This window comes from Nitrosopumilus sp. Nsub (assembly GCF_001541925.1).
In the GTDB taxonomy this organism is placed as follows: Archaea; Thermoproteota; Nitrososphaeria; order Nitrososphaerales; family Nitrosopumilaceae; genus Nitrosopumilus.
On the sequence record NZ_LQMW01000026.1, the window covers coordinates 13,926 to 32,722 of the forward strand.

General features: G+C 31.9%; 24 protein-coding genes. 13 read left to right on the plus strand and 11 right to left on the minus strand.

Features of this window, described 5'->3' with window-relative positions:
* Nucleotides 1-1,140 carry a 3-hydroxyacyl-CoA dehydrogenase gene (locus tag AW732_RS08100; protein ID WP_067961149.1) on the plus strand — a complete coding sequence of 380 codons (1,140 nt, stop codon included), beginning with the start codon at nt 1-3 and terminating at the stop codon, nt 1,138-1,140.
* Here the strand turns inward: AW732_RS08100 and AW732_RS08105 are convergent.
* Nucleotides 1,130-1,639, minus strand: coding sequence for a TIGR00725 family protein (locus tag AW732_RS08105; RefSeq protein ID WP_067961152.1), 510 nt, complete (start codon nt 1,637-1,639; stop codon nt 1,130-1,132). The two genes, AW732_RS08100 and AW732_RS08105, sit on opposite strands and share 11 nt — an antisense overlap.
* A gap of 75 nt (nt 1,640-1,714) precedes the next feature.
* Here AW732_RS08105 and AW732_RS09025 point away from each other — a divergent pair, with 75 nt between their 5' ends.
* From AW732_RS09025 to AW732_RS08115, 3 genes are all read left to right on the plus strand, one after another.
* Nucleotides 1,715-1,837, plus strand: a complete 123-nt coding sequence (locus tag AW732_RS09025) for a hypothetical protein (protein ID WP_256381665.1) — start codon at nt 1,715-1,717, stop codon at nt 1,835-1,837.
* 107 nt (nt 1,838-1,944) lie between these two features.
* Complete coding sequence (locus tag AW732_RS08110) at nt 1,945-2,355, plus strand: hypothetical protein (RefSeq protein ID WP_067961155.1); 411 nt, start codon at nt 1,945-1,947, stop codon at nt 2,353-2,355.
* A gap of 1 nt (nt 2,356) precedes the next feature.
* Nucleotides 2,357-2,554 (plus strand): C2H2-type zinc finger protein, encoded by a 198-nt coding sequence (locus AW732_RS08115; protein WP_067961287.1) that lies wholly within the window; start codon nt 2,357-2,359, stop codon nt 2,552-2,554.
* Here the strand turns inward: AW732_RS08115 and AW732_RS08120 are convergent, their stop codons facing one another.
* From AW732_RS08120 to tuf, 3 genes are read right to left on the minus strand one after another with little or no spacing between them, the layout of a single operon-like run.
* On the minus strand, nt 2,555-2,746 hold the full coding sequence (locus tag AW732_RS08120) for an RNA polymerase Rbp10 (RefSeq protein ID WP_067961290.1): 192 nt from the start codon (nt 2,744-2,746) through the stop codon (nt 2,555-2,557).
* A gap of 30 nt (nt 2,747-2,776) precedes the next feature.
* Nucleotides 2,777-3,085, minus strand: a complete 309-nt coding sequence (gene rpsJ / locus AW732_RS08125; RefSeq protein WP_067961158.1) for a 30S ribosomal protein S10 — start codon at nt 3,083-3,085, stop codon at nt 2,777-2,779.
* Between the two features lie 9 nt (nt 3,086-3,094).
* Nucleotides 3,095-4,393 (minus strand): translation elongation factor EF-1 subunit alpha, encoded by a 1,299-nt coding sequence (gene tuf / locus AW732_RS08130; protein WP_067961161.1) that lies wholly within the window; start codon nt 4,391-4,393, stop codon nt 3,095-3,097.
* A gap of 130 nt (nt 4,394-4,523) precedes the next feature.
* Here tuf and fbp point away from each other — a divergent pair, with 130 nt between their 5' ends.
* The 5 genes from fbp to endA all read left to right on the plus strand — a co-directional run bounded on the left by fbp (nt 4,524) and on the right by endA (nt 9,290).
* Nucleotides 4,524-5,660: a fructose-1,6-bisphosphate aldolase/phosphatase gene (gene fbp, locus AW732_RS08135; RefSeq protein WP_067961163.1), complete on the plus strand. Its 1,137-nt coding sequence runs from the start codon at nt 4,524-4,526 to the stop codon at nt 5,658-5,660.
* Nucleotides 5,661-5,726: 66 nt separating this feature from the next.
* Complete coding sequence (locus tag AW732_RS08140; RefSeq protein WP_067961165.1) at nt 5,727-6,137, plus strand: hypothetical protein; 411 nt, start codon at nt 5,727-5,729, stop codon at nt 6,135-6,137.
* A gap of 37 nt (nt 6,138-6,174) precedes the next feature.
* Nucleotides 6,175-7,941: an ATP-dependent DNA ligase gene (locus AW732_RS08145; RefSeq protein ID WP_067961169.1), complete on the plus strand. Its 1,767-nt coding sequence runs from the start codon at nt 6,175-6,177 to the stop codon at nt 7,939-7,941.
* Between the two features lie 65 nt (nt 7,942-8,006).
* Nucleotides 8,007-8,660: a DUF47 family protein gene (locus tag AW732_RS08150; RefSeq protein ID WP_067961171.1), complete on the plus strand. Its 654-nt coding sequence runs from the start codon at nt 8,007-8,009 to the stop codon at nt 8,658-8,660.
* Nucleotides 8,661-8,753: 93 nt separating this feature from the next.
* Nucleotides 8,754-9,290 (plus strand): tRNA-intron lyase, encoded by a 537-nt coding sequence (endA, locus tag AW732_RS08155; protein ID WP_067961173.1) that lies wholly within the window; start codon nt 8,754-8,756, stop codon nt 9,288-9,290.
* On the opposite strand, the gene AW732_RS08160 is transcribed toward endA, so the two are convergent.
* Nucleotides 9,287-9,664 carry a hypothetical protein gene (locus AW732_RS08160; RefSeq protein ID WP_067961176.1) on the minus strand — a complete coding sequence of 126 codons (378 nt, stop codon included), beginning with the start codon at nt 9,662-9,664 and terminating at the stop codon, nt 9,287-9,289. The two genes, endA and AW732_RS08160, sit on opposite strands and share 4 nt — an antisense overlap.
* A gap of 2 nt (nt 9,665-9,666) precedes the next feature.
* Nucleotides 9,667-9,903 carry a hypothetical protein gene (locus tag AW732_RS08165; protein ID WP_067961178.1) on the minus strand — a complete coding sequence of 79 codons (237 nt, stop codon included), beginning with the start codon at nt 9,901-9,903 and terminating at the stop codon, nt 9,667-9,669.
* A 96-nt stretch (nt 9,904-9,999) separates the two neighbouring features.
* Here AW732_RS08165 and AW732_RS08170 point away from each other — a divergent pair, with 96 nt between their 5' ends.
* A complete protein-coding gene (locus tag AW732_RS08170; protein ID WP_067961293.1) occupies nt 10,000-11,766 on the plus strand; it encodes an SDR family NAD(P)-dependent oxidoreductase in 1,767 nt (588 codons plus the stop codon).
* A gap of 2 nt (nt 11,767-11,768) precedes the next feature.
* The gene (locus AW732_RS08175) at nt 11,769-12,224 is read left to right on the plus strand and encodes a hypothetical protein (RefSeq protein WP_067961180.1); all 456 of its coding nucleotides are present in this window, start codon (nt 11,769-11,771) and stop codon (nt 12,222-12,224) included.
* 103 nt (nt 12,225-12,327) lie between these two features.
* On the opposite strand, the gene AW732_RS08180 is transcribed toward AW732_RS08175, so the two are convergent.
* Genes AW732_RS08180 through AW732_RS08195 form a run of 4 tightly spaced genes read right to left on the minus strand, consistent with a single transcriptional unit; the run spans nt 12,328 to nt 14,684 of the window.
* The gene (locus AW732_RS08180) at nt 12,328-13,092 is read right to left on the minus strand and encodes a sulfite exporter TauE/SafE family protein (RefSeq protein ID WP_067961184.1); all 765 of its coding nucleotides are present in this window, start codon (nt 13,090-13,092) and stop codon (nt 12,328-12,330) included.
* Between the two features lie 37 nt (nt 13,093-13,129).
* Nucleotides 13,130-13,759, minus strand: a complete 630-nt coding sequence (locus AW732_RS08185; RefSeq protein ID WP_067961187.1) for a hypothetical protein — start codon at nt 13,757-13,759, stop codon at nt 13,130-13,132.
* A 41-nt stretch (nt 13,760-13,800) separates the two neighbouring features.
* Nucleotides 13,801-14,295: a DUF192 domain-containing protein gene (locus tag AW732_RS08190; RefSeq protein ID WP_067961190.1), complete on the minus strand. Its 495-nt coding sequence runs from the start codon at nt 14,293-14,295 to the stop codon at nt 13,801-13,803.
* 38 nt (nt 14,296-14,333) lie between these two features.
* Nucleotides 14,334-14,684, minus strand: a complete 351-nt coding sequence (locus AW732_RS08195) for a hypothetical protein (RefSeq protein ID WP_067961193.1) — start codon at nt 14,682-14,684, stop codon at nt 14,334-14,336.
* A gap of 128 nt (nt 14,685-14,812) precedes the next feature.
* Between AW732_RS08195 and AW732_RS08200 the strand changes: the two genes are divergently transcribed.
* Nucleotides 14,813-15,277, plus strand: a complete 465-nt coding sequence (locus AW732_RS08200) for an iron dependent repressor, metal binding and dimerization domain protein (protein ID WP_067961196.1) — start codon at nt 14,813-14,815, stop codon at nt 15,275-15,277.
* Here the strand turns inward: AW732_RS08200 and AW732_RS08205 are convergent.
* A complete protein-coding gene (locus tag AW732_RS08205) occupies nt 15,264-17,084 on the minus strand; it encodes a PINc/VapC family ATPase (protein ID WP_067961199.1) in 1,821 nt (606 codons plus the stop codon). The two genes, AW732_RS08200 and AW732_RS08205, sit on opposite strands and share 14 nt — an antisense overlap.
* Nucleotides 17,085-17,380: 296 nt before the next feature.
* Here AW732_RS08205 and AW732_RS08210 point away from each other — a divergent pair, with 296 nt between their 5' ends.
* Entirely contained in the window at nt 17,381-18,796 is a 1,416-nt protein-coding gene (locus AW732_RS08210) for a TldD/PmbA family protein (RefSeq protein ID WP_067961203.1), read from the plus strand.
* Nucleotide 18,797: the final 1 nt, after the last annotated feature.

Genomic DNA, 18,797 nt, shown 5'->3' on the forward strand with positions numbered 1-18,797 from the left:
ATGTCAGTAAAAAATATCACAGTATTAGGATCAGGGGTAATGGGTCATGGAATTGCTCAAGTTTCAGCAACTGCAGGATATAATGTAGTTTTGAGAGATATCAAACAAGAATTTTTAGACAAAGCAATGGGAAAAATCAAATGGAGTTTGGACAAACTTGTTTCAAAAGAAAAGATTTCAAAAGAGGAAGGAGATGCAATTTTTGCAAGAATTACCCCAATCGTAGATTTGAACGAGGCAGTAAAAAATGCAGAATTGGTAATAGAAGTTGTTCCAGAGATTATGGATTTAAAAAAATCAGTTTATGCAGAATTAGATAAAGCAGCAGGACCTGAAGTAATTTTTGCATCAAACACAAGTACTTTGCCAATTACAGAAATTGCAAACACAACATCACGCCCTGAAAAATTTATAGGAATACATTTTTTCAACCCACCACAATTAATGAAATTAGTTGAAGTAATTCCTGGAGAAAAGACTGGAGAAGATATTACGGAACTAACTCAAGAATTTGTAAAATCAGTAAACAAACAAGCAGTTCTATGTAGAAAAGACGTTCCAGGATTTATCATCAACAGATTATTTATTCCAATGGTACATGAAGCATGTTTTGCACAAGACAGAACAAATGCAACATTAGAAGAAATAGATTCTGCAGTTAAATTCAAGTTAGGATTTCCTATGGGAATTTTTGAATTAGCTGATTTCACCGGAATGGATGTAATTCACAAAGCAACTACAGAAATGCATTTACGAGATAAAAAAGTAATCAATCCACATCCAACAGTTGAAAAAATGTTTGATAAAAAGAAACTGGGACAAAAATCAGGAGAAGGGTATTACAAATATTCCGATGACAAATATGAAAGAGTTACATTATCTGAAGAATTAGCAAAAAAATTTAATCCAATACAATTGGTTGCAAATATTGTTAACAATGCAGCTTGGTTAATTACTAATGGTGCAAGTGACATAGAAGAGATTGAAAAAGCAGCACAGTTAGGATTAGGATTAAGAAAACCTCTTTTTGAAACAGCAAAAGAAATTGGAATTAAAAACATTGTTGATGAATTAAATAAACTAGCAGAAGAACATGGAGAATTTTACAAACCAGACCCACTGTTAATCTCTATGCAGTAATCAATTCTATTATTTTATCAACAGCTTCTTTTGCAGTATCAACCCCAATGATTTTAACATTTTTTCGATGATCAACATATCCATCAATGTATGGAGAAATTGCACTATCAAAACCACGTATTGCAACCATTGGTTTTTTACTCATATATGCAGCACATACTTCAGATAGAGTTCCAGAGCCACCACCAACGATTATCACACCATCTGCAGATAAAGCATTAAGAAAATCTCGTGTAAATCCCATCCCAGAAGGAATAACAATATCACAAAATTCATTTGCAAATTTAGGATCATCTTGAGGGATTATTCCCATTGTTAGACCATTTGCATCTTTAGCACCATGAGAACAAGCATTCATTATTCCACCCAAGCCTCCTGTGATCAACAAAGAATCAGATTTTGCAATCTCTTGTCCTATATCATATGCCACTTTTTCATGTTCAGGGGTGCACCCAATGGTATTATTTCCAATAACTAAGATCTGTTTTTTCTTTACCATGATAGATCTTTTTGAATCGGTTTGAAAAAGGTTATCAGAGAAAAGGATATTAGTGAAATTATTCATATATTTAATATGAAAACACGATCAATGCCTGTTTGTTTTAGTGAAAAACAATACAAAATGATTGAAGAATTTGCCAAGAGAAATGGAATGTTAAATGCAAGTCAAGCTCTTGAAAAAATTCTTAACAAATAGATAGTTTTTCAAATTTTTAATTTATTTTATTTTTCAATACCAGTAGCAATAGGCTAATTCAGTTGTTTACATTTAATAATTAAATATTTTAAAATAAAATTAGAGATATGGGGTTATTTAGCAAAAAAGCAACTAATTGTACTATTTGTAATAAAGAATTAACACATAGACATAAGCCAAAAAGAGAATGGAATATCAAAGGTTCATTATGTGGTGATTGTCATTTTGAGAAATCCAAAGAATACTACGAAGGGAAAGTCAGACAGCCATGTGTCAAATGTGGAGTAACAGGAAAAATTACAGATTTATGGGAACCCAGATGGCAATGGGACATGGAAGGATTACTATGCAAAAACTGTTTTGATGAAAAAGAAAAAAGTCATGACCAAAAGAAAAATTTTTGTGCAGTATGTGAAACAAAAATGGGCCTAATTAGACACAATGCCAAAGGACATTGGAAAATAGATGGTCAATTATGTAGAAAATGCTGGGACAGTAAAAAAGCAGAGTTTGGATAAAGTGAATTTTTTAAAAAAACACTCATGCAATAAATGTGACAAAAAATTTTCAAAAGAAGAAGAGTTAATGAATCATCAACAAATCATACACGGAAAAAATTTAGAATATGATTGCAAAGAATGTAACAAGAATTTTTCAAATATGGAAGATATGAGAACTCATTTACAAAGAGAGCATAGTTACAAAAAAGATAGATAACTAAATTGCTTTTACAGTTTTAACTACTGGAGGTCGAACTTTGGTAAAGACTCTGAATCCACAAATACATTTGATTTCAGGCAAACGAGATAATTCAGTATTTGAAACAATTGTTCCACATCTTAAGCATGCATAATTTACTTCAAATGTCTCAACAGGAGTTTCTTCAATTTCTTCAGCCATATTTATCATCATTAATTTCTATAATTTAAGGATATCAAATTAAGTCAAAGATAATTCAATATAGACATCATCAGGAATTTTTAGTCTCATTAGTTGTCTAATTGCTTTATCGTCTGCATTAATATTGATTATTCTTCTATGCATTCGCATTTCCCATTTTTCATAAGTTTCAGTTCCGCTGCCACAAGGAGATTTTCTTGTAGCAACATGGAGTCTTTTAACAGGAAGTGGAGTTGGGCCTTTTACTTTAACACCGGTTTTTTTACCAATACCCAGAATCTCATTACAAACATCCCCTAATTTAGGGAGGCTTGTAGAAGTGAGTTTAACACGGGCGGTTTGTGTCATAAAAAACGCCTATGGTTTGTACTCTTCAGTAATTTCCTTAACAATACCTGCTGCGATTGTTGCACCCATATCTCTGAGAGCAAATCTACCCATTTCTGGGAATTCATTGAATGTCTCAATACAGGTTGGTCTTACTGGTCTAATCTTAACAATTGCGGCATCACCAACTTTAAGGAATTTTGGATTCTCTTCTTCAACTGCACCAGTTGCGGGGTTAATTTTTTGAAGGAATTCAGTAACAGTTGCTGCAACTTGTGTAGTGTGTGCGTGCATAACTGGAGTATAACCAGGTGCAATTGCTGTTGGATGGTGAATTACAATAATTTGGGCTTTGAATTCTTTTGCTACATTTGGTGGGTTATCAGGTTCACCAAGAACATCTCCTCTCTTGATATCCTTCTTTTCAATACCTCTAAGGTTGAAACCAATGTTATCACCTGCTTCTGCAGATGGCATTTCAGTGTGGTGAGTTTCAATTGATTTGATTTCACCTAATGCACCAGAAGGCATTACAATGATTTTTTGTCCTGCTTTCATAATACCAGTCTCAACTCTACCTACAGGTACAGTTCCGACACCAGTAATGGTATAAACGTCTTGAATTGGAGTTCTTAATGGTTTACCAGTTGGTTTTTCTTCTACTGTCAAATCATCAAATGCTTCTAGTAGTGTTTTTCCGGAATACCATGGCATGTTCTCAGTTTTCTTAACTAAGTTATCACCTTTCCATCCAGAAACTGGAATGAATGGTACGTCGTCAATTTTGTAACCAACAGATCTTACTAATTTTTCACCTTTCTCTTTTGCTGCTTTAAAGGCGTCTTCTTTGTATTCAACTGCATCCATCTTATTGATTGCGACAATAATCTGTTTTACACCTAATGTTTTAAGCAAGAATGCGTGTTCTCTTGCTTGTCCACCAGCTGCAGTTGCAGTATCTGTTTCACCTTCTTTAGCTGAAAGTACTAAGACAGCGGCATCTGCTTCAGAAGCGCCAGTAATCATATTTTTAATGAAGTCCCTGTGACCAGGTGCATCAATTAAAGTAAAGAAGAATTTGCTTGACTCAAATTTTTGGAATGCTAAGTCGATAGTAATTCCTCTTTCTCTTTCATCTTTTATGTTATCCATAACCCATGCATACTTGAAAGTATCACCTTTTCCGGTCTTCTCGGATTCGGCTCCGTGTGCTGCAATGGTTCTCTCATCTACAACTCCTAGATCCATTAAGAAATGACCCATAGTTGTGGATTTACCGTTATCAATATGACCTGTTACAATCATGTTTAAGTGTGGTTTATCTGCCATAACGAATTCGTTGTCGAGGGGATATATTACTGTAATGAATTTTTTTCAAAAAAAATTATTTTTTTTTGTAATATTTGGTTTTTGAGACTTTACTAAAAGCACATAAATCAAAGAAGAAAAAATCAGTATTATGAAAATTACAGTTTCAGTTATCAAAGCAGATGTCGGAGGGATCGGAGGACATACAAAACCTAGTGACGGCCTAATCAAAGCAATTAGAGATACCGTTGAGAATTCAGGAGATTTACTAATAGATCATTACATTGGTTATTGTGGTGATGACACTCATATTGTAATGTCACATACACATGGAACCAATAATGAAAAAATTCACAAATTAGCATGGGATGCATTCATGGCAGGTACAGAAGTTGCCAAGAAAGAAGGTCTCTATGGTGCAGGACAAGATCTACTAAGAGATTCATTTTCAGGAAATGTCAAAGGAATGGGTCCAGGTGTTGCAGAAATGGAATTTGAAGAAAGACCAAATGAAGCATTCACAGTTTTTGCAGCAGATAAAACTGAACCAGGTGCATTCAACTATCCAATCTATAGAATGTTCGTTGATACATTAAGCAATACAGCATTAATTGTAAACAAAAGTCTTGCAAAGGGAGTTAAGTTTAACATCATGGATGTTGAAAAAGCACAAATTGCAGAATTACAATTATGGGAAGACAAACCAACAATTGAAGCAGCATTAATGTATCCTGGAAGATATGTTGTTGATTCTGTTTACACTAGAGATGGAGAACCAATTTTAGATGCATCAACAGATAGACTTCACAATATTGCAGGAACATATGTTGGAAAAGATGATCCAATTTGTTTAGTTAGAACACAGAAAAATTTCCCAGCAACAGAAGAAGTTGGAAGCATGTTTAACAATCCACACTACGTTGCAGGCAACACTAGAGGAAGTCACAACATGCCACTTATGCCAGTGAAATTAAATTCAGCTGCATCAATTAACTTCTGCATTCCAATTGTAGAGGCATTGGTATTCAGTATGCATAATGGAAAATTCACTGGACCATTTGATGGATTCTCAACTCCAGATTGGGACTACATTAGAGAAATTGCAACAAAGAAAGCAATGGCGATTAGAAGTCAAGGATTCATTCATCCAGCAACATTAGTTCCATCAGAATTAGAATATGCTGAAGGATATAGAGCAAGAATGGATGTTCTTGAAAGTAAAATGAAACCAATGGAAGATGAACCAACAAATTCGGATAGAAAAGAAAATTACGAAGATCCAGATTAGGGATCATTCTTAATTTTACAAAATTACGAAATAGTTAAATCAAAAAAAGGAGTAATCTATTAAGGGATGAATGCCTTTCAGAGAATCTTTGATTGGAAAACATACATTTTCACAGTGTTAGCAGTAATTTCGTTTTCTAGTTTTGTTGCAGTATTATTTGGACAAACCATACCAGGTATAATTCTGACATTTTTCAAAGTGGCAGGAGAATATGTAATTCTAGGAACGGTCTTAATTTTTGCATTTTCATGGTTCTTACGTGTAAGACCACACAATCGTCCAAAAAGTTATAGAGTTGTTCCAATAGATGCATTAGGAGAACAAAGCGTTATTGCAGAAATTAGGACAGAATTCAAAACACACGATGTAGCATGGAGTTTCATGAAACAGTACAAGAAAACATACCCACTACACAATTTTGCATTAGTTTCAGATGTTAAAGATTCAGAGAAACCAACAATTTTCAAATACATCTAAATTCAAACTTTTATTCAGGATCAGTTAGAAACAGATTATGGAATATTCTATTTTAGCAGAATCTTTTGAAAAAATGGAATCAACCAGAAAAAGATTAGAGCTTACACAATTATTAGTTGAGTTATTTGAAAAAACACCACAAGAAGTAATTTCAAAAATAGTTTATTTGATTCAGGGAAAGTTAAGACCAGACTTTGAAGGTGTTGAATTAGGAGTTGCAGAAAAATTAGCAATTAGAGCAATTTCAAAATCATCAGGAATTGCAATTAAAAAAATTGAAGAAGAGTATACAAAAGGAGGAGACTTAGGACATGCTGCAGCTATAATTTTAGAACAAAAAACACAAACGACGTTTCTTGTTGAAGACATTACAGTAGAAAGAGTCTATGACACGTTGTTCAAGATTGCAAAATTAGAAGGGTCAAGATCTCAAGACATGAAAATAAAATACATTTCAAGTTTGTTAAATGATGCAAATCCATTAGAAGCAAGTTTTATTTTGAAAATTTTGTTGGGTACTCTAAGATTAGGCATAGCTGAAAACACAGTAATGGATGCACTGGCAGTGAGGTATTCAGGAAACAAAGAAAATAGGAAATTATTACAAAATGCATACAATGTCTCAAGTGATTTAGGAAAAGTAGCAGAGACAATTGCATCAGAAGGAATTCAAGGAATTGAAAAATTCAAAGTGAATTTGTTTAATCCAATTCGTCCAATGCTTGCAGACAGAGTAAAAAGTGAAAAAGAAGTTATTGAAAAAATGGGGGAAGAGTTTGCAATTGAATACAAATTGGATGGAGAAAGAGTTCAACTTCACATTGAAGGAGAGAAAATTGAATTATTCTCAAGAAGTTTGGAAAAAATTTCAAGTTATTATCCAGACATTATTGAAAAAATTCCAAAAATGATTCAAGCTGAAGATGCGATTATGGAAGCAGAGATTGTAGCAATTAATGAAAACACAGGAGATTTTTTACCGTTTCAGGAATTAATGCATAGAAGAAGAAAATACAAAATTGAAAAAGCAGTTACAGAATATCCAATTACAGTGAATTTTTTTGATTTACTTTATTGTAATGGAAAAGATTGTACAGATTTGAATTACATTGAAAGAAGAAAAAAATTAGAAAATATTATTCAGGAAAATGAATTTGCAAAATTTATTCCAATGACTTTAGCAAAAAATGAAAATGAAATTGAAGAATTTTTTGAAAATAGCATCAATGCAGGAAGTGAAGGATTGATGTTAAAGATGTTAGACAAACCATATCAAGCAGGCTCTAGAGGAAGTCACTGGTTAAAATTGAAAAGAGAATATAGAAATGAATTAGGAGATAGTTTAGATCTTGTAGTTGTAGGAGGATTTTTTGGAAAAGGTAGAAGAACTGGAAGTTATGGAACACTATTGCTTTCAACATATGATGAAAACACAGACACATTTCCCAGCATATGTAAAGTCGGCACAGGGTTTACTGATGAAAGTTTAGATCAATTATATCAAATTTTGAACCCAAAAACAACAATCAAAAAAAATCCTCGCATCAACAGTGAGATGAATGCAGACGTATGGTTTGAACCAGAATTAGTAATTGAAGTTGTTGCATCAGAAATAACATTGAGTCCAATTCACAAAGTAGCACGAGATGAAATAAGAAAAGATACAGGATTGGCATTGAGATTTCCAAAGTTTACAGGAAAAATTAGAGTTGAAAAAATGGCAGAAGATGCATCAACAGATGATGAAGTAATTTCACTATACAAAGGGCAGAATAAAGCTGCTCACGATAAAAATTTAATCTAACACGCTCAAAAAATATCAAAAATCATAGAGGATTTAAATTACCAACAGGCATCTGACTTTGTATTATGTATAGTGGAGAACTTGAAGTTCAAGCAAAAAGAAAGGCAATAGCAGTTTTACAAGATGAGATCAATAGAATTCTAAATGCATCAAGAGAACTTGCAACACTAACAGAAGCCTTAATGAAAAAGGACAAAAAAGGAATCAAAAACACATTAGAACAAATCTCAACAATTGAAGAAGAAGTAGAAAACTTGAGAAGAAAAATCACACGTGAAGTTGCAGACGTAGGAGGATTAATCATGAATAGAGAAAATCTTCTGAACACAGCTTATACGATGGATGAAATTGCAGGATATATCACAGGAATTGCATTCAAACTTTCTAATGTAAAAATTACTACATTAAAAAGTTCAAAACTTGACAAGGATATTGCAGAACTAATATCATTAGTAGTAGATGAAGTCTACAAACTTAATGAAATTATTAGAAGTCTCAATACAAACACTGCCAATGCAATTGAATTAGCTCAAGAAACTCAAACAATTGAAAGAGAGATAGACATCAAATACAGAGATGCAACAATTAAACTTCTCAACGAAGTTAAAGATCCAAAAGAATTGTTGTTAATCAAAGATGTTATTGAAGGAATTGAGGAGATGTCTGACAAATGTCAGAGAGTTTCAGACTCATTCATCCTATTAGCATTAAGCCTATAGCCAAAGAGAATTAAAATTTCTAGTTTATTTTTAATATAATTAACGTTAGTTGTAAAGTATAGAATTCATATACATTGAATATTCAATAACAATATGAAAAGTGAATTAATAGAAAATAGAATAATTGTATGGAATATTGAAGATTCAAAGAAACTTTTCAGTGAAGGATATTATGGGAAACCGATTGGAATGCCTAAACCAAAAATTGAAGAAATTGATGTCCCATTAATTTTGGATTTAATTGAAGGGTATTACTTGTTAGAAAAGAAAAAAATCACAATTACTAAATTAAAACAAAAAATTAAGACAGAAGAAATGATAGAGATTTGTAAAAACGAAGTACATGATTTTGAAAAAAAGTATATTGTTTACAAAGATTTTCGAGAGAAAGGATACATAATTAATCCAGGAATAAAATTCGGATTTGATTTTGCAGTATATGAAAAAGGTCCAGGAATTGATCATGCACCATTTTTAATTCAGGTGTATAACAGAAATGAACCAATTACATCTACAGGAATTGTTCTTGCAGGACGATTAGCTACGACAGTAAGGAAACAATTCATCTTAGCTATTCCAAAAGGAAAAGATAAAGTAGATTTTCTTGCTCTAGATTGGTGGAAAGCTTAAACAGATTTAATGTGACCAGCAATGCGGTCATAAATTTCAAATAATTCTTTGGTGATGCCAAATGAAATATGATTTTCCCATTTACCACGAATTCGAATTGCAGTATCTGTAGGTTCAACATAGATTGTTGCATCCTTTATAGTTTGTTTTGCAATCATTTCATTTAATTCAGAATCAGAATTCAATTTAGTAGCCAAATCACCATATCCGTTCCATTCTACTTTAGCAATTACTTTGGAACCAAAATGACCTTTAGTACTCAAAGATGTCTTTGCGATATAATTGATACCAGAAGAACCAGCGTTTTTTCTTACAATAAATTGTGCTTGAAATCTATCTAAGGCACCCCAAGGAAGTGGATTTGGATCTTGCATGATTATCCCTTTTGAATTATTTGTACGACGTCAATATTTGAATTTTTAATTTCAATGCACCCCTTATTTGTAACCATTCTAGGAGTTTGAGAAAAGTATCTGCTATAGTAATCATCATTTTCAACTTCATCAGTGGCGATTTCTTTAGATTCAGAATCCACACCGATCTCTTTTAACATATCACTGAATTTTTCAGGCCATGTTTGGTAAATGAAAGTATCAGATTCTGTATCATGCATAAAAAATCTCTGAACATACCCACAAATAAAGATATCAAGAAAAAATCCCTAGAGATCAATCCAAATAAATATGCAAAAGTTTTTTATTTTTTTAACTTGAAATTCCAAGGCAAAACTGCATTAATTACAGGTAGTGGTACAGGAATTGGTAAGGCCATAGCAACAAAATTTGTTGAAAATGGTGCAAGTGTGATTATTTTAGGTAGAAGAAAAGAACCATTAGAAGAAGCATCAAAAGATCTAGAACAAATTATTTCAAATAAAAATAGTGGTGCATCTGTTAAGATTTTTGCCGGAGTAGATGTTGCAGACGAATCAGCAATGACCTCAATGTTTGATGCGCTAAAAAATGACAATGTTAACGTAGATTATATTATTAACAATGCAGGAGTTTCAGGTCCTGTAACATGTTTTCCAAATTCACCATTAAAAGATTTCAAAAGTACAATTGCAATTCATCTAACAGGTACATTTTGGGGTTCAGTTCAAGCACTAAAAGTAATGAAAGAAGGTGGAAAAATTATCACAATTTCAACATTCTTTACAGAAGAAAGACCACTTGAACAAAGACCTTACAGATTTAGAAGTCCATATACAGCATCACAAGGAGCTAAAAACAGACTTGCTGAAGCAATGTCATGGGAATTAACTGATAAAGGAATCATATCAATTGCAACAAACCCAGGTCCAGTACATTCAGATAGAATTTACAAAACAGTATATCCAAAAGCTGCAGCTGAATTCATGAGAGTAAGTGGATTTGAAGACTTGAGTCCTACAGAAGTTGAAGAAGCAAAAGATGATTTGTTAGAATGTATTCTTGCAGATGGAATTGACAAAGAAGGAATTGCAAAAACTGCTGAGAAATTAGCAAATGGAAAAGATGTTGCAAAACTAACAGAGACATTTACAAATTTACTTACAAAAATTCAAACAATTGCTGAAAAAGTTCAAAACAATACATCACATATGATTGCTAACAGAGAATTTTTAGCTCAGACACAAGTATCAGAATCAGTTCTAAATTTGTGTGATGATGAAATTGCCAAAATCCTTAACGGAAAAGTTATTCCAGGAGATAGAGTATTTTATCCAGTAAAACCACATATTGGAACAACAGCTCCAGGAGTACATCAACCAGACTTTTCAGGTAAGTCAGTTGTATTTGCAATTGATGGCACTGATAAAACAGATGCAGAGAGAGTAGAATTCTTAGCACAGCATGTTGAGAAAAACGGAGGTAAAGTTGCATGTTTCATTTCACAATCAACTCCAACAGATGTTCAAGAACATATCAGCAGTAAATTCCATTCACATGTTGTAGATATTACAAATCCTGAAGAAATGGAGAGATGGTTTAATACCGCTAAGACAAATCTAGGAGAAATTTTAGGTGTAATTCATGTAACTGGAAAACTTCCAGAAATTGGTAAATTAACAGAATTGAATAGAGCAGGATGGGAAGAATTAGTTGCAAAATTCATTTCAACCCCAGCAACAGTTGCACAAAGAGCATTAGAACACTTTGTACCAGGCGGAGACAAAGATCCAAGATTATACAAAGATACCAAAGGAGCAATCATGATAATTGGGCCAGATTTACCAATAGGACGTAAAGTGACAGGAACTCAAAGAGCTCAAGTAGAGGTTTTCAGAGGAGCATTACGCCCATTCACTACAACAGTTAATCAAGAATTAAGTGATGTATTGAAATCAAAAATCAGAATGTTTACAGTTTTCCCAGGTTCAGTTACAGGTGCAGAACCAGATAATCAAAAAATTGCGGATGCATTCAACTTTTTAGTTTCAGAAAATTCAGATTCATCTGCAGAAGTAACATTCTGTGTTGATGAAACAAGATAAGAATGAAAAAATTTTCAGAATTTATTGTCGGTGAATCATTTTATTCAACATGCAGTATTTCAGATGATGAATTAGAAGAATATCTAAAATTCTCAAGAGTAAAAAATGTATTTTTGGAAAATAAAGTCAATGAAGGACGTCAATTAGTTTCAGGAAGAGCAATTTTATCAAGAATGGAAGGAGAATTTACAAGACTAAATCAAATTTATGGAAATCAAATAATATTTTTGGGAACAGATGGAGACTCAGAATGGGAAAATAGAAACACAAGATTTCTAAAACCATTGTATACAGATCAAGTTTTAAAATTAAAATTCACAATAGTTCAAAAAGAAGAAATAGATGAAAACTTTGGAAAAATAATAATTAATTTTGAAGGAACTACACAAGAAAATGAACTAATAATAATTGCCAAAAATAATATTTACAGAATTAAAAAGGAACCAGAAAATAATTAATTAAACTAAGGAGCCGACTAGTCTCCTCAGCCATCAGATCAAAAGATCTAACGAACACCTTTTATCAAAAAATTACTATAAAAATGCCAATAATTTTTTGAGGCTAGAATAAAGAACCACTGGTCAAAGAATCAAAAAATAATTTTACAGCTGTAATTACAAGTACCATAGAAATTAAAATTTTTAAATTTCGTTCCTTTACACTTAACGATAATTTTGCTCCCACTAGTCCTCCAAAAAAAGCACCTATTGCTAAAAATCCTGATTGTATAAAATCAGGATGTCCCAAAATACTATGAACAATTACTCCAGATAATGATGCAAATAATAAAATAAATTGTGAGGTAGGAGCAGCCTTTTTCATAGACATTCCCATTCCAACAATCATCAATGGGACAAATACAATCCCACCACCAATTCCAAAAAAGGAGGAAATAATCCCTGCAAAAAAGCTAGAACCAATTATTAGGAGAATTAATTGTTTTGAAATTATTTTTTCTTTAGATTCAACTTGTTTTCTTAAGAAAATGTAAACAGAAGATGCTATCAATACAAAACCAAATAAAATTTTAAAAATATCAGGGGCAACATCAGTAGAAATAACTGCACCAAGAATAGTACCAGGAATTGCAAGTAAACCAAGTTTCAATCCTAAAGAAAATTCAATTCTTTTTTGTTTTGAATAGGAAATTGTAGAAGCAATAGAATTACTAAATGCAGCAAAAAGACTATTACTTGCAGCAATAGTAGGAGGAATTCCCAAAAATGTTAAAACTGGAACAACAATTATTCCACCACCCAGACCAATCATAGATCCTAATATTCCAGCTGCAAATCCTAAAGGAATTAACCATAATTGATCAATCATTGTAATCGCCAATCAAATAATTTTATCATATATTAGACTACTTTAGAACAATTAAAGTCCACAAATAAGAGTCATTTTTGTAAGTAATTTCAAGAATCAATGTTTCATCGCCCAATCCAGTAACTGTAGACTTCAAAGGTACTGTTTGAGAAGATTCAACATATTTTATTTGAGCAGCATCTATCCAGGCAGTAATAGATTCAAAGCCCCCAGGTTGTTTTTCATCCCAACAATCACAAACTAAAGATTCAACCATAGTTTTAAAAACAATTTCAACTTCATCAGATTTTGAATTTACAAATGGTGAAGATTCAACTAGTGCAATAGCCATTATAGGATTATCAGGAACACCGCCCATGCTAATATTTCCTAGAGATCTACCATCAGGGCCTTGTATGGCAGTTGTTGTACAATAACTAATTTTGGATAAAATGTCATCACGAATAGCACAGTAGTTTCCAATAGTATGATCTGTGACAGGACTAGGGGTAGACATGAAAATATTTTCTTCAGATAATGATGTTTTTATTTTTTCAACATCATAAAATGTGAATCCATATTGATAGAGATTTTCTGAAGAAGGCATAGAAGGTTCTTCAGGGATTAAAAAGATAGCAGCAGTAGAGATAATTATTACGATTATAGGAATCATAATTTTAGAATTCAATAATTATTTAAAAATAGATTATAAGATAAGGTTTTGCAATTTTAGATAGAAATTATTTCCATAATAGAATCTTTGGTAATATTATTTTGTTCTACAAATCCGGATGTGACTTCAAGAATATATGTTGCTTCACCATCAGGTACAAAACTAGGACATCCAGCTGCAATTTCAACAGGAATTACACAAGGCGGCACATTTGTTTTAATATGTACAACCTTACCATCATTATCAAACCAAATCATATCTAATTCAAATTGCATGTTAAGCATCCATAATGAATACAACCCCTGTTCAGGAAATACAAAAAGCATTCCTTGATCTAAAGGTAATTGATCTTGAAACATCAATCCACGAACACGAGTTGGTTCAGTATCAGCTATTTGCACTTCAAGTATAGTTTCATCAACTTTAATCATACCTTTAGGAAATTTGACTTGTTCAAGCTTTATCTCACTGGGCAGAGTCAATAATCCAATGGAACCAATAATTACAGCAGCAATGAAAATGGGAATCAATGCCTGTGCCTTAGTAGTCATAATCTAGTTTAGTTCAATCCCATTAAAAACTCAGTGCGTTAACTTACAGTTTTTCTAAAATCACTAATCGTAGAAATAGTGCTTTTAGTATGATGACCAATATCATGTATAGTACTTCCGTTGTATTTTTTATCTAAATATCTTCCAGCAACTATCATTGGTCCACCTATAGCACAAGTGACACCAGTTGGTTCAGGAATCCATAACATCAAAAATCCAATTTTTTGAAGTTTTTTACCTGGAGCAGATGCTTTTTGTAAAGCCCCTAAGGAACGAGCTGTTTTAGAATCATCCATTTGTGCAATATCAGAGTAGAGATTAGCCCTACGCTTAGCAGATTCAGAAAATTTTTGTAATTTTGCTAGTCGTGCCTTTAATGGATCATTCATTTTAACATTAATTTAGAAAAAATTAGTTAAGATTCAAAGATAAACAATGATTACCCTCAAGTCAACAAAGAATAACTAATTCAGGTAGACACTAAATTATAGTAGATTATTGATCATAACAAGAATAGATGAAAAATAAAAACTCAAAGAGACTAGATTCAATTAAAGCGGCACATGAAGTGGAGAAAACACGTTCAAGTTCCAGAATGGAAGACTATCTAGAAATCATCGGAGAATTAGTAGAACTAAAAGGATATGCCACAACATTAGATATTTCAAGATACATGAACGTTAGTGCCCCAAGTGTTACTAAAATGCTACAAAGATTAGACGAGGGAGGGTTTTTAGAATATGAAAAATATCACGGAATTAATTTAACAAAAAAAGGAATTCAAGTTGCTGAAGGAATTAGACAAAACCACGGAATCTTATTAGAATTCTTCGAGATTTTAGGAGTAGGATATGATACTGCAAATCAAGATATCGAAGGAATTGAACATCATCTCAATCCAAAAACAATCAAACAATTAAGGAAATTCATTACTTTTCTAAAAGCAAATCCAAAAATTATTGATAATTTTAAAAATCTTTAAGATACAATTGAATATCATTTTGAGAAGAAGTTTGATTTAACAAATTCCTCCCAATATCAGAACGTTTTGGAATTTTGATTTGTCCTTTTTTACCAATTCTAACAGATGTGAAAAATTTACCATTAAGAAAAATATCAGCATGTAGAGAAGTAAATTCCCGATTTACAGTTAACAATAGTGCAGTTTTAGATTCTGAAAAACTAAAAGGAAGATCATTTGAAGTTAAAGATAATTCTTCAGAATCTTTGGCAACAACATCAATGTGAACTTTAAGGAATTTTTCAATTTCATCAATATTTGAGCCCCCTCTACCAATTATAGATGGAATGCAGTCTTCATGCACACTAACTTTTACACGATTATTGGACAAAATGTCAACTTGTGCATTAGAATCATATCTCTGAAAATAATCTTTAATTTTATCTTCAGCTAATTTTTCAATTCCAACTTTTTCATCACGTTGTTGTACAGGAACAATGACATTTTCTTCGCCAAAAGTGTAGATTTCATGTTCTAAATCATTATTTTCAAAATTTCTTATTTCAATCACAGGTCTTGCTAGATCAGATTCAGTCATACCTGTAGGAACTTTTACCTTTAATTCTAGATCATAGACTTTTTCGATATCACCATTATTAACAAATACAACAGTATCCAATACATTTGGTATTATACCAAGTTCAATTTTTCCAATAAATCTTTGAATTGCATCTAAAGGAGAATTTGCATGAATTACACCAACCATTCCAACTCCAGTTAATCGTAAATCAGAAAAAGTGGTGAAATCCTCTTTTCGACGTACTTCATCAAAAATAGTATAATCAGGTCTAACAAGTAATAAGATATCTGCAGTGTTATCAAAACTCCCATCTAATTTGCTGTACTGAGTAATTCCAGAATTTACTTGTAAATCTCTAGGAGATTCAAATGTTTTAACAATTTTTCCTTGTTGATGATAAAAATTTGCCAAACCAGATGCCAAAGTACTTTTTCCAGAACCAGGAGAACCAGAAATAACAATTCCTTCAGCCCTATCAGTTAAACGTTGCATTAATGATTCAGAAATGGAATAGTCATTAAGAGATAATTGAACAGTGGGATGAACTATTGTTATTTCATATGATTCAGAAAATGGAGGGTAAGTAATTGCAATACGATAATCATCATGTTGAATCACAGATGCACCAGTTTTAGAAATTTCAACAGTACTAGAGTCAGAAATATTTGTAGCAGATAGTATTTGGGAAGAAATCATTTTCAAATAATCCCTCGTTAATACTTCATCACTAATTTGAGTAAGCAAAAATTCCCCAGGTTTTCCTTTTTTAGCAAGAGGAAATTGGTTTTCTTTGAGATGAATACTCATTGTTGTGCTGTCAAAGAATTTTAAGAATTCAAGTTTTTCAAAAACTATCTTAGGTTTTAAAAATACAGTTTGGACATCTTCAGCTTTTGCAACTAAATGTTGGACCTTATCAGAGGTATAAAGAATTGCATCGTTTTGTTTTGCTATATCAATAATTAAAGCATCAATTCTGCCACTTGACGCAAATTTAATATCATTTATGTCAGGATGAGAACCCATTAACAGAATTTTTACTCCAGAGTCTTCAGATAATTTATTCAGTTTTTCAATTTGTTCTAACCCCACAAAACCCTGTTGTTTATGATTTGAAGCTTGAGATTGAAGTTCATCAAATACTGCCTGAGGGATGATCAAATCGGAATTTCTAATAGAACCAGATTCAATTTGTTGAGCAAGATTGCCATTAATGATTACACTAGTATCTGCAACAATAGTAGTCATAAAATATGATCAATGTTTGTATATAAAAAATATCCAATAGAATTAGTTAAAGAAAACCAACATCAAGGATCAAAATGACTCACTCTCATGAAAAAATTATCAAATTAATAACAAAATCATGAATCATGAAATGAAGAAAAATGATGAATTTTACAAAAATTGTACAGAGTACTTTGAATTTTTGAGAAAAAATAGCACAGTTGACTTTGAATTTGAAGATGAATACTATTTCACCATGCCTGCAATATCTAGTCACAAATAGTACAAGATTTAGAACTCATCATAATTAGTAGAATATGGATAAAAAATTACAGGAGTTAGCTGATAAAATAATTGAATATGCAGAACAATCAGGCGTGCAATATTGTGATGCCAGAGCAGAACAGCAGGTGAAAAAATCCACATTAATAGAAAATAATGAAATTGAACATGTTAGAAATAGTGAAGATAAAGGAATAGGAGTCAGATTAATTAAAAATGGTGCATGGAGTTTTTGTTCAATTAGCAATCCAAAATCATTTGATGAAATAAAAAATATTTTAGATGATACAATAAGAAATTCAGATTATACAAATTCAAATAAAAAAAATAAAATTAATCTTCATGACAATCCAATAAATAAAAAACAGATTGATTTTCCTGTATTAAAAAAACCAAAAATTGAAGAATTAACATCGATAGGATTAGAATGCAATAAAATAATTATGGATTCACCATCAATAATTAAATCAGTTACAAATCCATATTATGTAACTAGTTCAAAATATTTTGTTAATTCAGAAGGTTCAGAAATTTTACAAAATTTCACAGATGTAATTATTGAAATGATTGCAACTGCACATGAATCAGGATTAACACAATCAGTTAACATTACAGAAGGAGGAAGAGGAGGTTTAGAATTAATTCAAAATAAAGTTCAACAAAGTGCAAAAGAAATTGCAAACAAAGCATCAGAATTAATAAAGGCAAAACCAGTAAAAGAAGAAAAAACAACACTAGTAATGAATCCAGATTTTGTTTCCTTGCTTACTCATGAAATTTTAGGACATCCATCAGAAGCAGATAGAGTTCTAGGTAAAGAAATGGCTTGGGCAGGAGGAGCTTGGTGGAAAGGAAAAATTGGAGAAAAGATTGGTTCAGAAAATCTTAATGTGTTTGATGATCCGACAATAAAAGAAAGTCTAGGATGGTATTATTTTGACGATGAAGGAGTTGAAACTAAAAGAACAAACCTAGTAGAAAATGGAATTTTAAAAAATCATATGCAAAATAGAGAAACATCTGAAATATTCAATTCTACACCAACAGGCAATATGAGAGCAACAAATTATCGATATATGCCATTAATTAGAATGGCCTGCACCTGTATTGATAACGGAAACCAAAATGTAAGTGAAATAATCAAAGATGTAAAAAATGGATACTATATTTCAAATATGAAAGTCCCATCAATAGACATGAAACGATACAATTGGAGCATTTCATGTCAATACGCACAAAAAATCGAAAATGGGGAATTAACAGATTTGCAAAGAGATGTCATTGTAATGGGAACTGCACCTGAATTTTTTAATTCCATAGATGCATGTGGAAATGATTTTACAGTAAGACCAATAACTAATTGCGGAAAAGGAGATCCTATGCAATCAATGATTATGGGAAACGGAGGTCCTACAATCAGAGGAACTGCAACAGTAAAAAGTGTAAATTAGT

Excerpts from the sequence above, each read along its gene's own strand:
- tuf (WP_067961161.1), bottom strand. The coding sequence starts at position 4,393 with ATGGCAGATAAACCACACTTAAACATGATTGTAACAGGTCATATTGAT.
- AW732_RS08195 (WP_067961193.1), bottom strand. The coding sequence starts at position 14,684 with ATGAATGATCCATTAAAGGCACGACTAGCAAAATTACAAAAATTTTCT.
- AW732_RS08145 (WP_067961169.1), top strand. The coding sequence starts at position 6,175 with ATGGAATATTCTATTTTAGCAGAATCTTTTGAAAAAATGGAATCAACC.
- AW732_RS08200 (WP_067961196.1), top strand. The coding sequence starts at position 14,813 with ATGAAAAATAAAAACTCAAAGAGACTAGATTCAATTAAAGCGGCACAT.
- fbp (WP_067961163.1), top strand. The coding sequence starts at position 4,524 with ATGAAAATTACAGTTTCAGTTATCAAAGCAGATGTCGGAGGGATCGGA.
- AW732_RS08105 (WP_067961152.1), bottom strand. The coding sequence starts at position 1,639 with ATGGTAAAGAAAAAACAGATCTTAGTTATTGGAAATAATACCATTGGG.
- AW732_RS08120 (WP_067961290.1), bottom strand. The coding sequence starts at position 2,746 with ATGATAAATATGGCTGAAGAAATTGAAGAAACTCCTGTTGAGACATTT.
- AW732_RS08175 (WP_067961180.1), top strand. The coding sequence starts at position 11,769 with ATGAAAAAATTTTCAGAATTTATTGTCGGTGAATCATTTTATTCAACA.
- AW732_RS08160 (WP_067961176.1), bottom strand. The coding sequence starts at position 9,664 with ATGCAAGATCCAAATCCACTTCCTTGGGGTGCCTTAGATAGATTTCAA.
- AW732_RS08140 (WP_067961165.1), top strand. The coding sequence starts at position 5,727 with ATGAATGCCTTTCAGAGAATCTTTGATTGGAAAACATACATTTTCACA.
- AW732_RS08205 (WP_067961199.1), bottom strand. The coding sequence starts at position 17,084 with ATGACTACTATTGTTGCAGATACTAGTGTAATCATTAATGGCAATCTT.
- AW732_RS08210 (WP_067961203.1), top strand. The coding sequence starts at position 17,381 with ATGGATAAAAAATTACAGGAGTTAGCTGATAAAATAATTGAATATGCA.
- AW732_RS08150 (WP_067961171.1), top strand. The coding sequence starts at position 8,007 with ATGTATAGTGGAGAACTTGAAGTTCAAGCAAAAAGAAAGGCAATAGCA.
- AW732_RS08165 (WP_067961178.1), bottom strand. The coding sequence starts at position 9,903 with ATGCATGATACAGAATCTGATACTTTCATTTACCAAACATGGCCTGAA.
- rpsJ (WP_067961158.1), bottom strand. The coding sequence starts at position 3,085 with ATGACACAAACCGCCCGTGTTAAACTCACTTCTACAAGCCTCCCTAAA.
- AW732_RS08100 (WP_067961149.1), top strand. The coding sequence starts at position 1 with ATGTCAGTAAAAAATATCACAGTATTAGGATCAGGGGTAATGGGTCAT.
- AW732_RS08110 (WP_067961155.1), top strand. The coding sequence starts at position 1,945 with ATGGGGTTATTTAGCAAAAAAGCAACTAATTGTACTATTTGTAATAAA.
- AW732_RS08190 (WP_067961190.1), bottom strand. The coding sequence starts at position 14,295 with ATGACTACTAAGGCACAGGCATTGATTCCCATTTTCATTGCTGCTGTA.
- endA (WP_067961173.1), top strand. The coding sequence starts at position 8,754 with ATGAAAAGTGAATTAATAGAAAATAGAATAATTGTATGGAATATTGAA.
- AW732_RS08180 (WP_067961184.1), bottom strand. The coding sequence starts at position 13,092 with ATGATTGATCAATTATGGTTAATTCCTTTAGGATTTGCAGCTGGAATA.
- AW732_RS09025 (WP_256381665.1), top strand. The coding sequence starts at position 1,715 with ATGAAAACACGATCAATGCCTGTTTGTTTTAGTGAAAAACAATACAAA.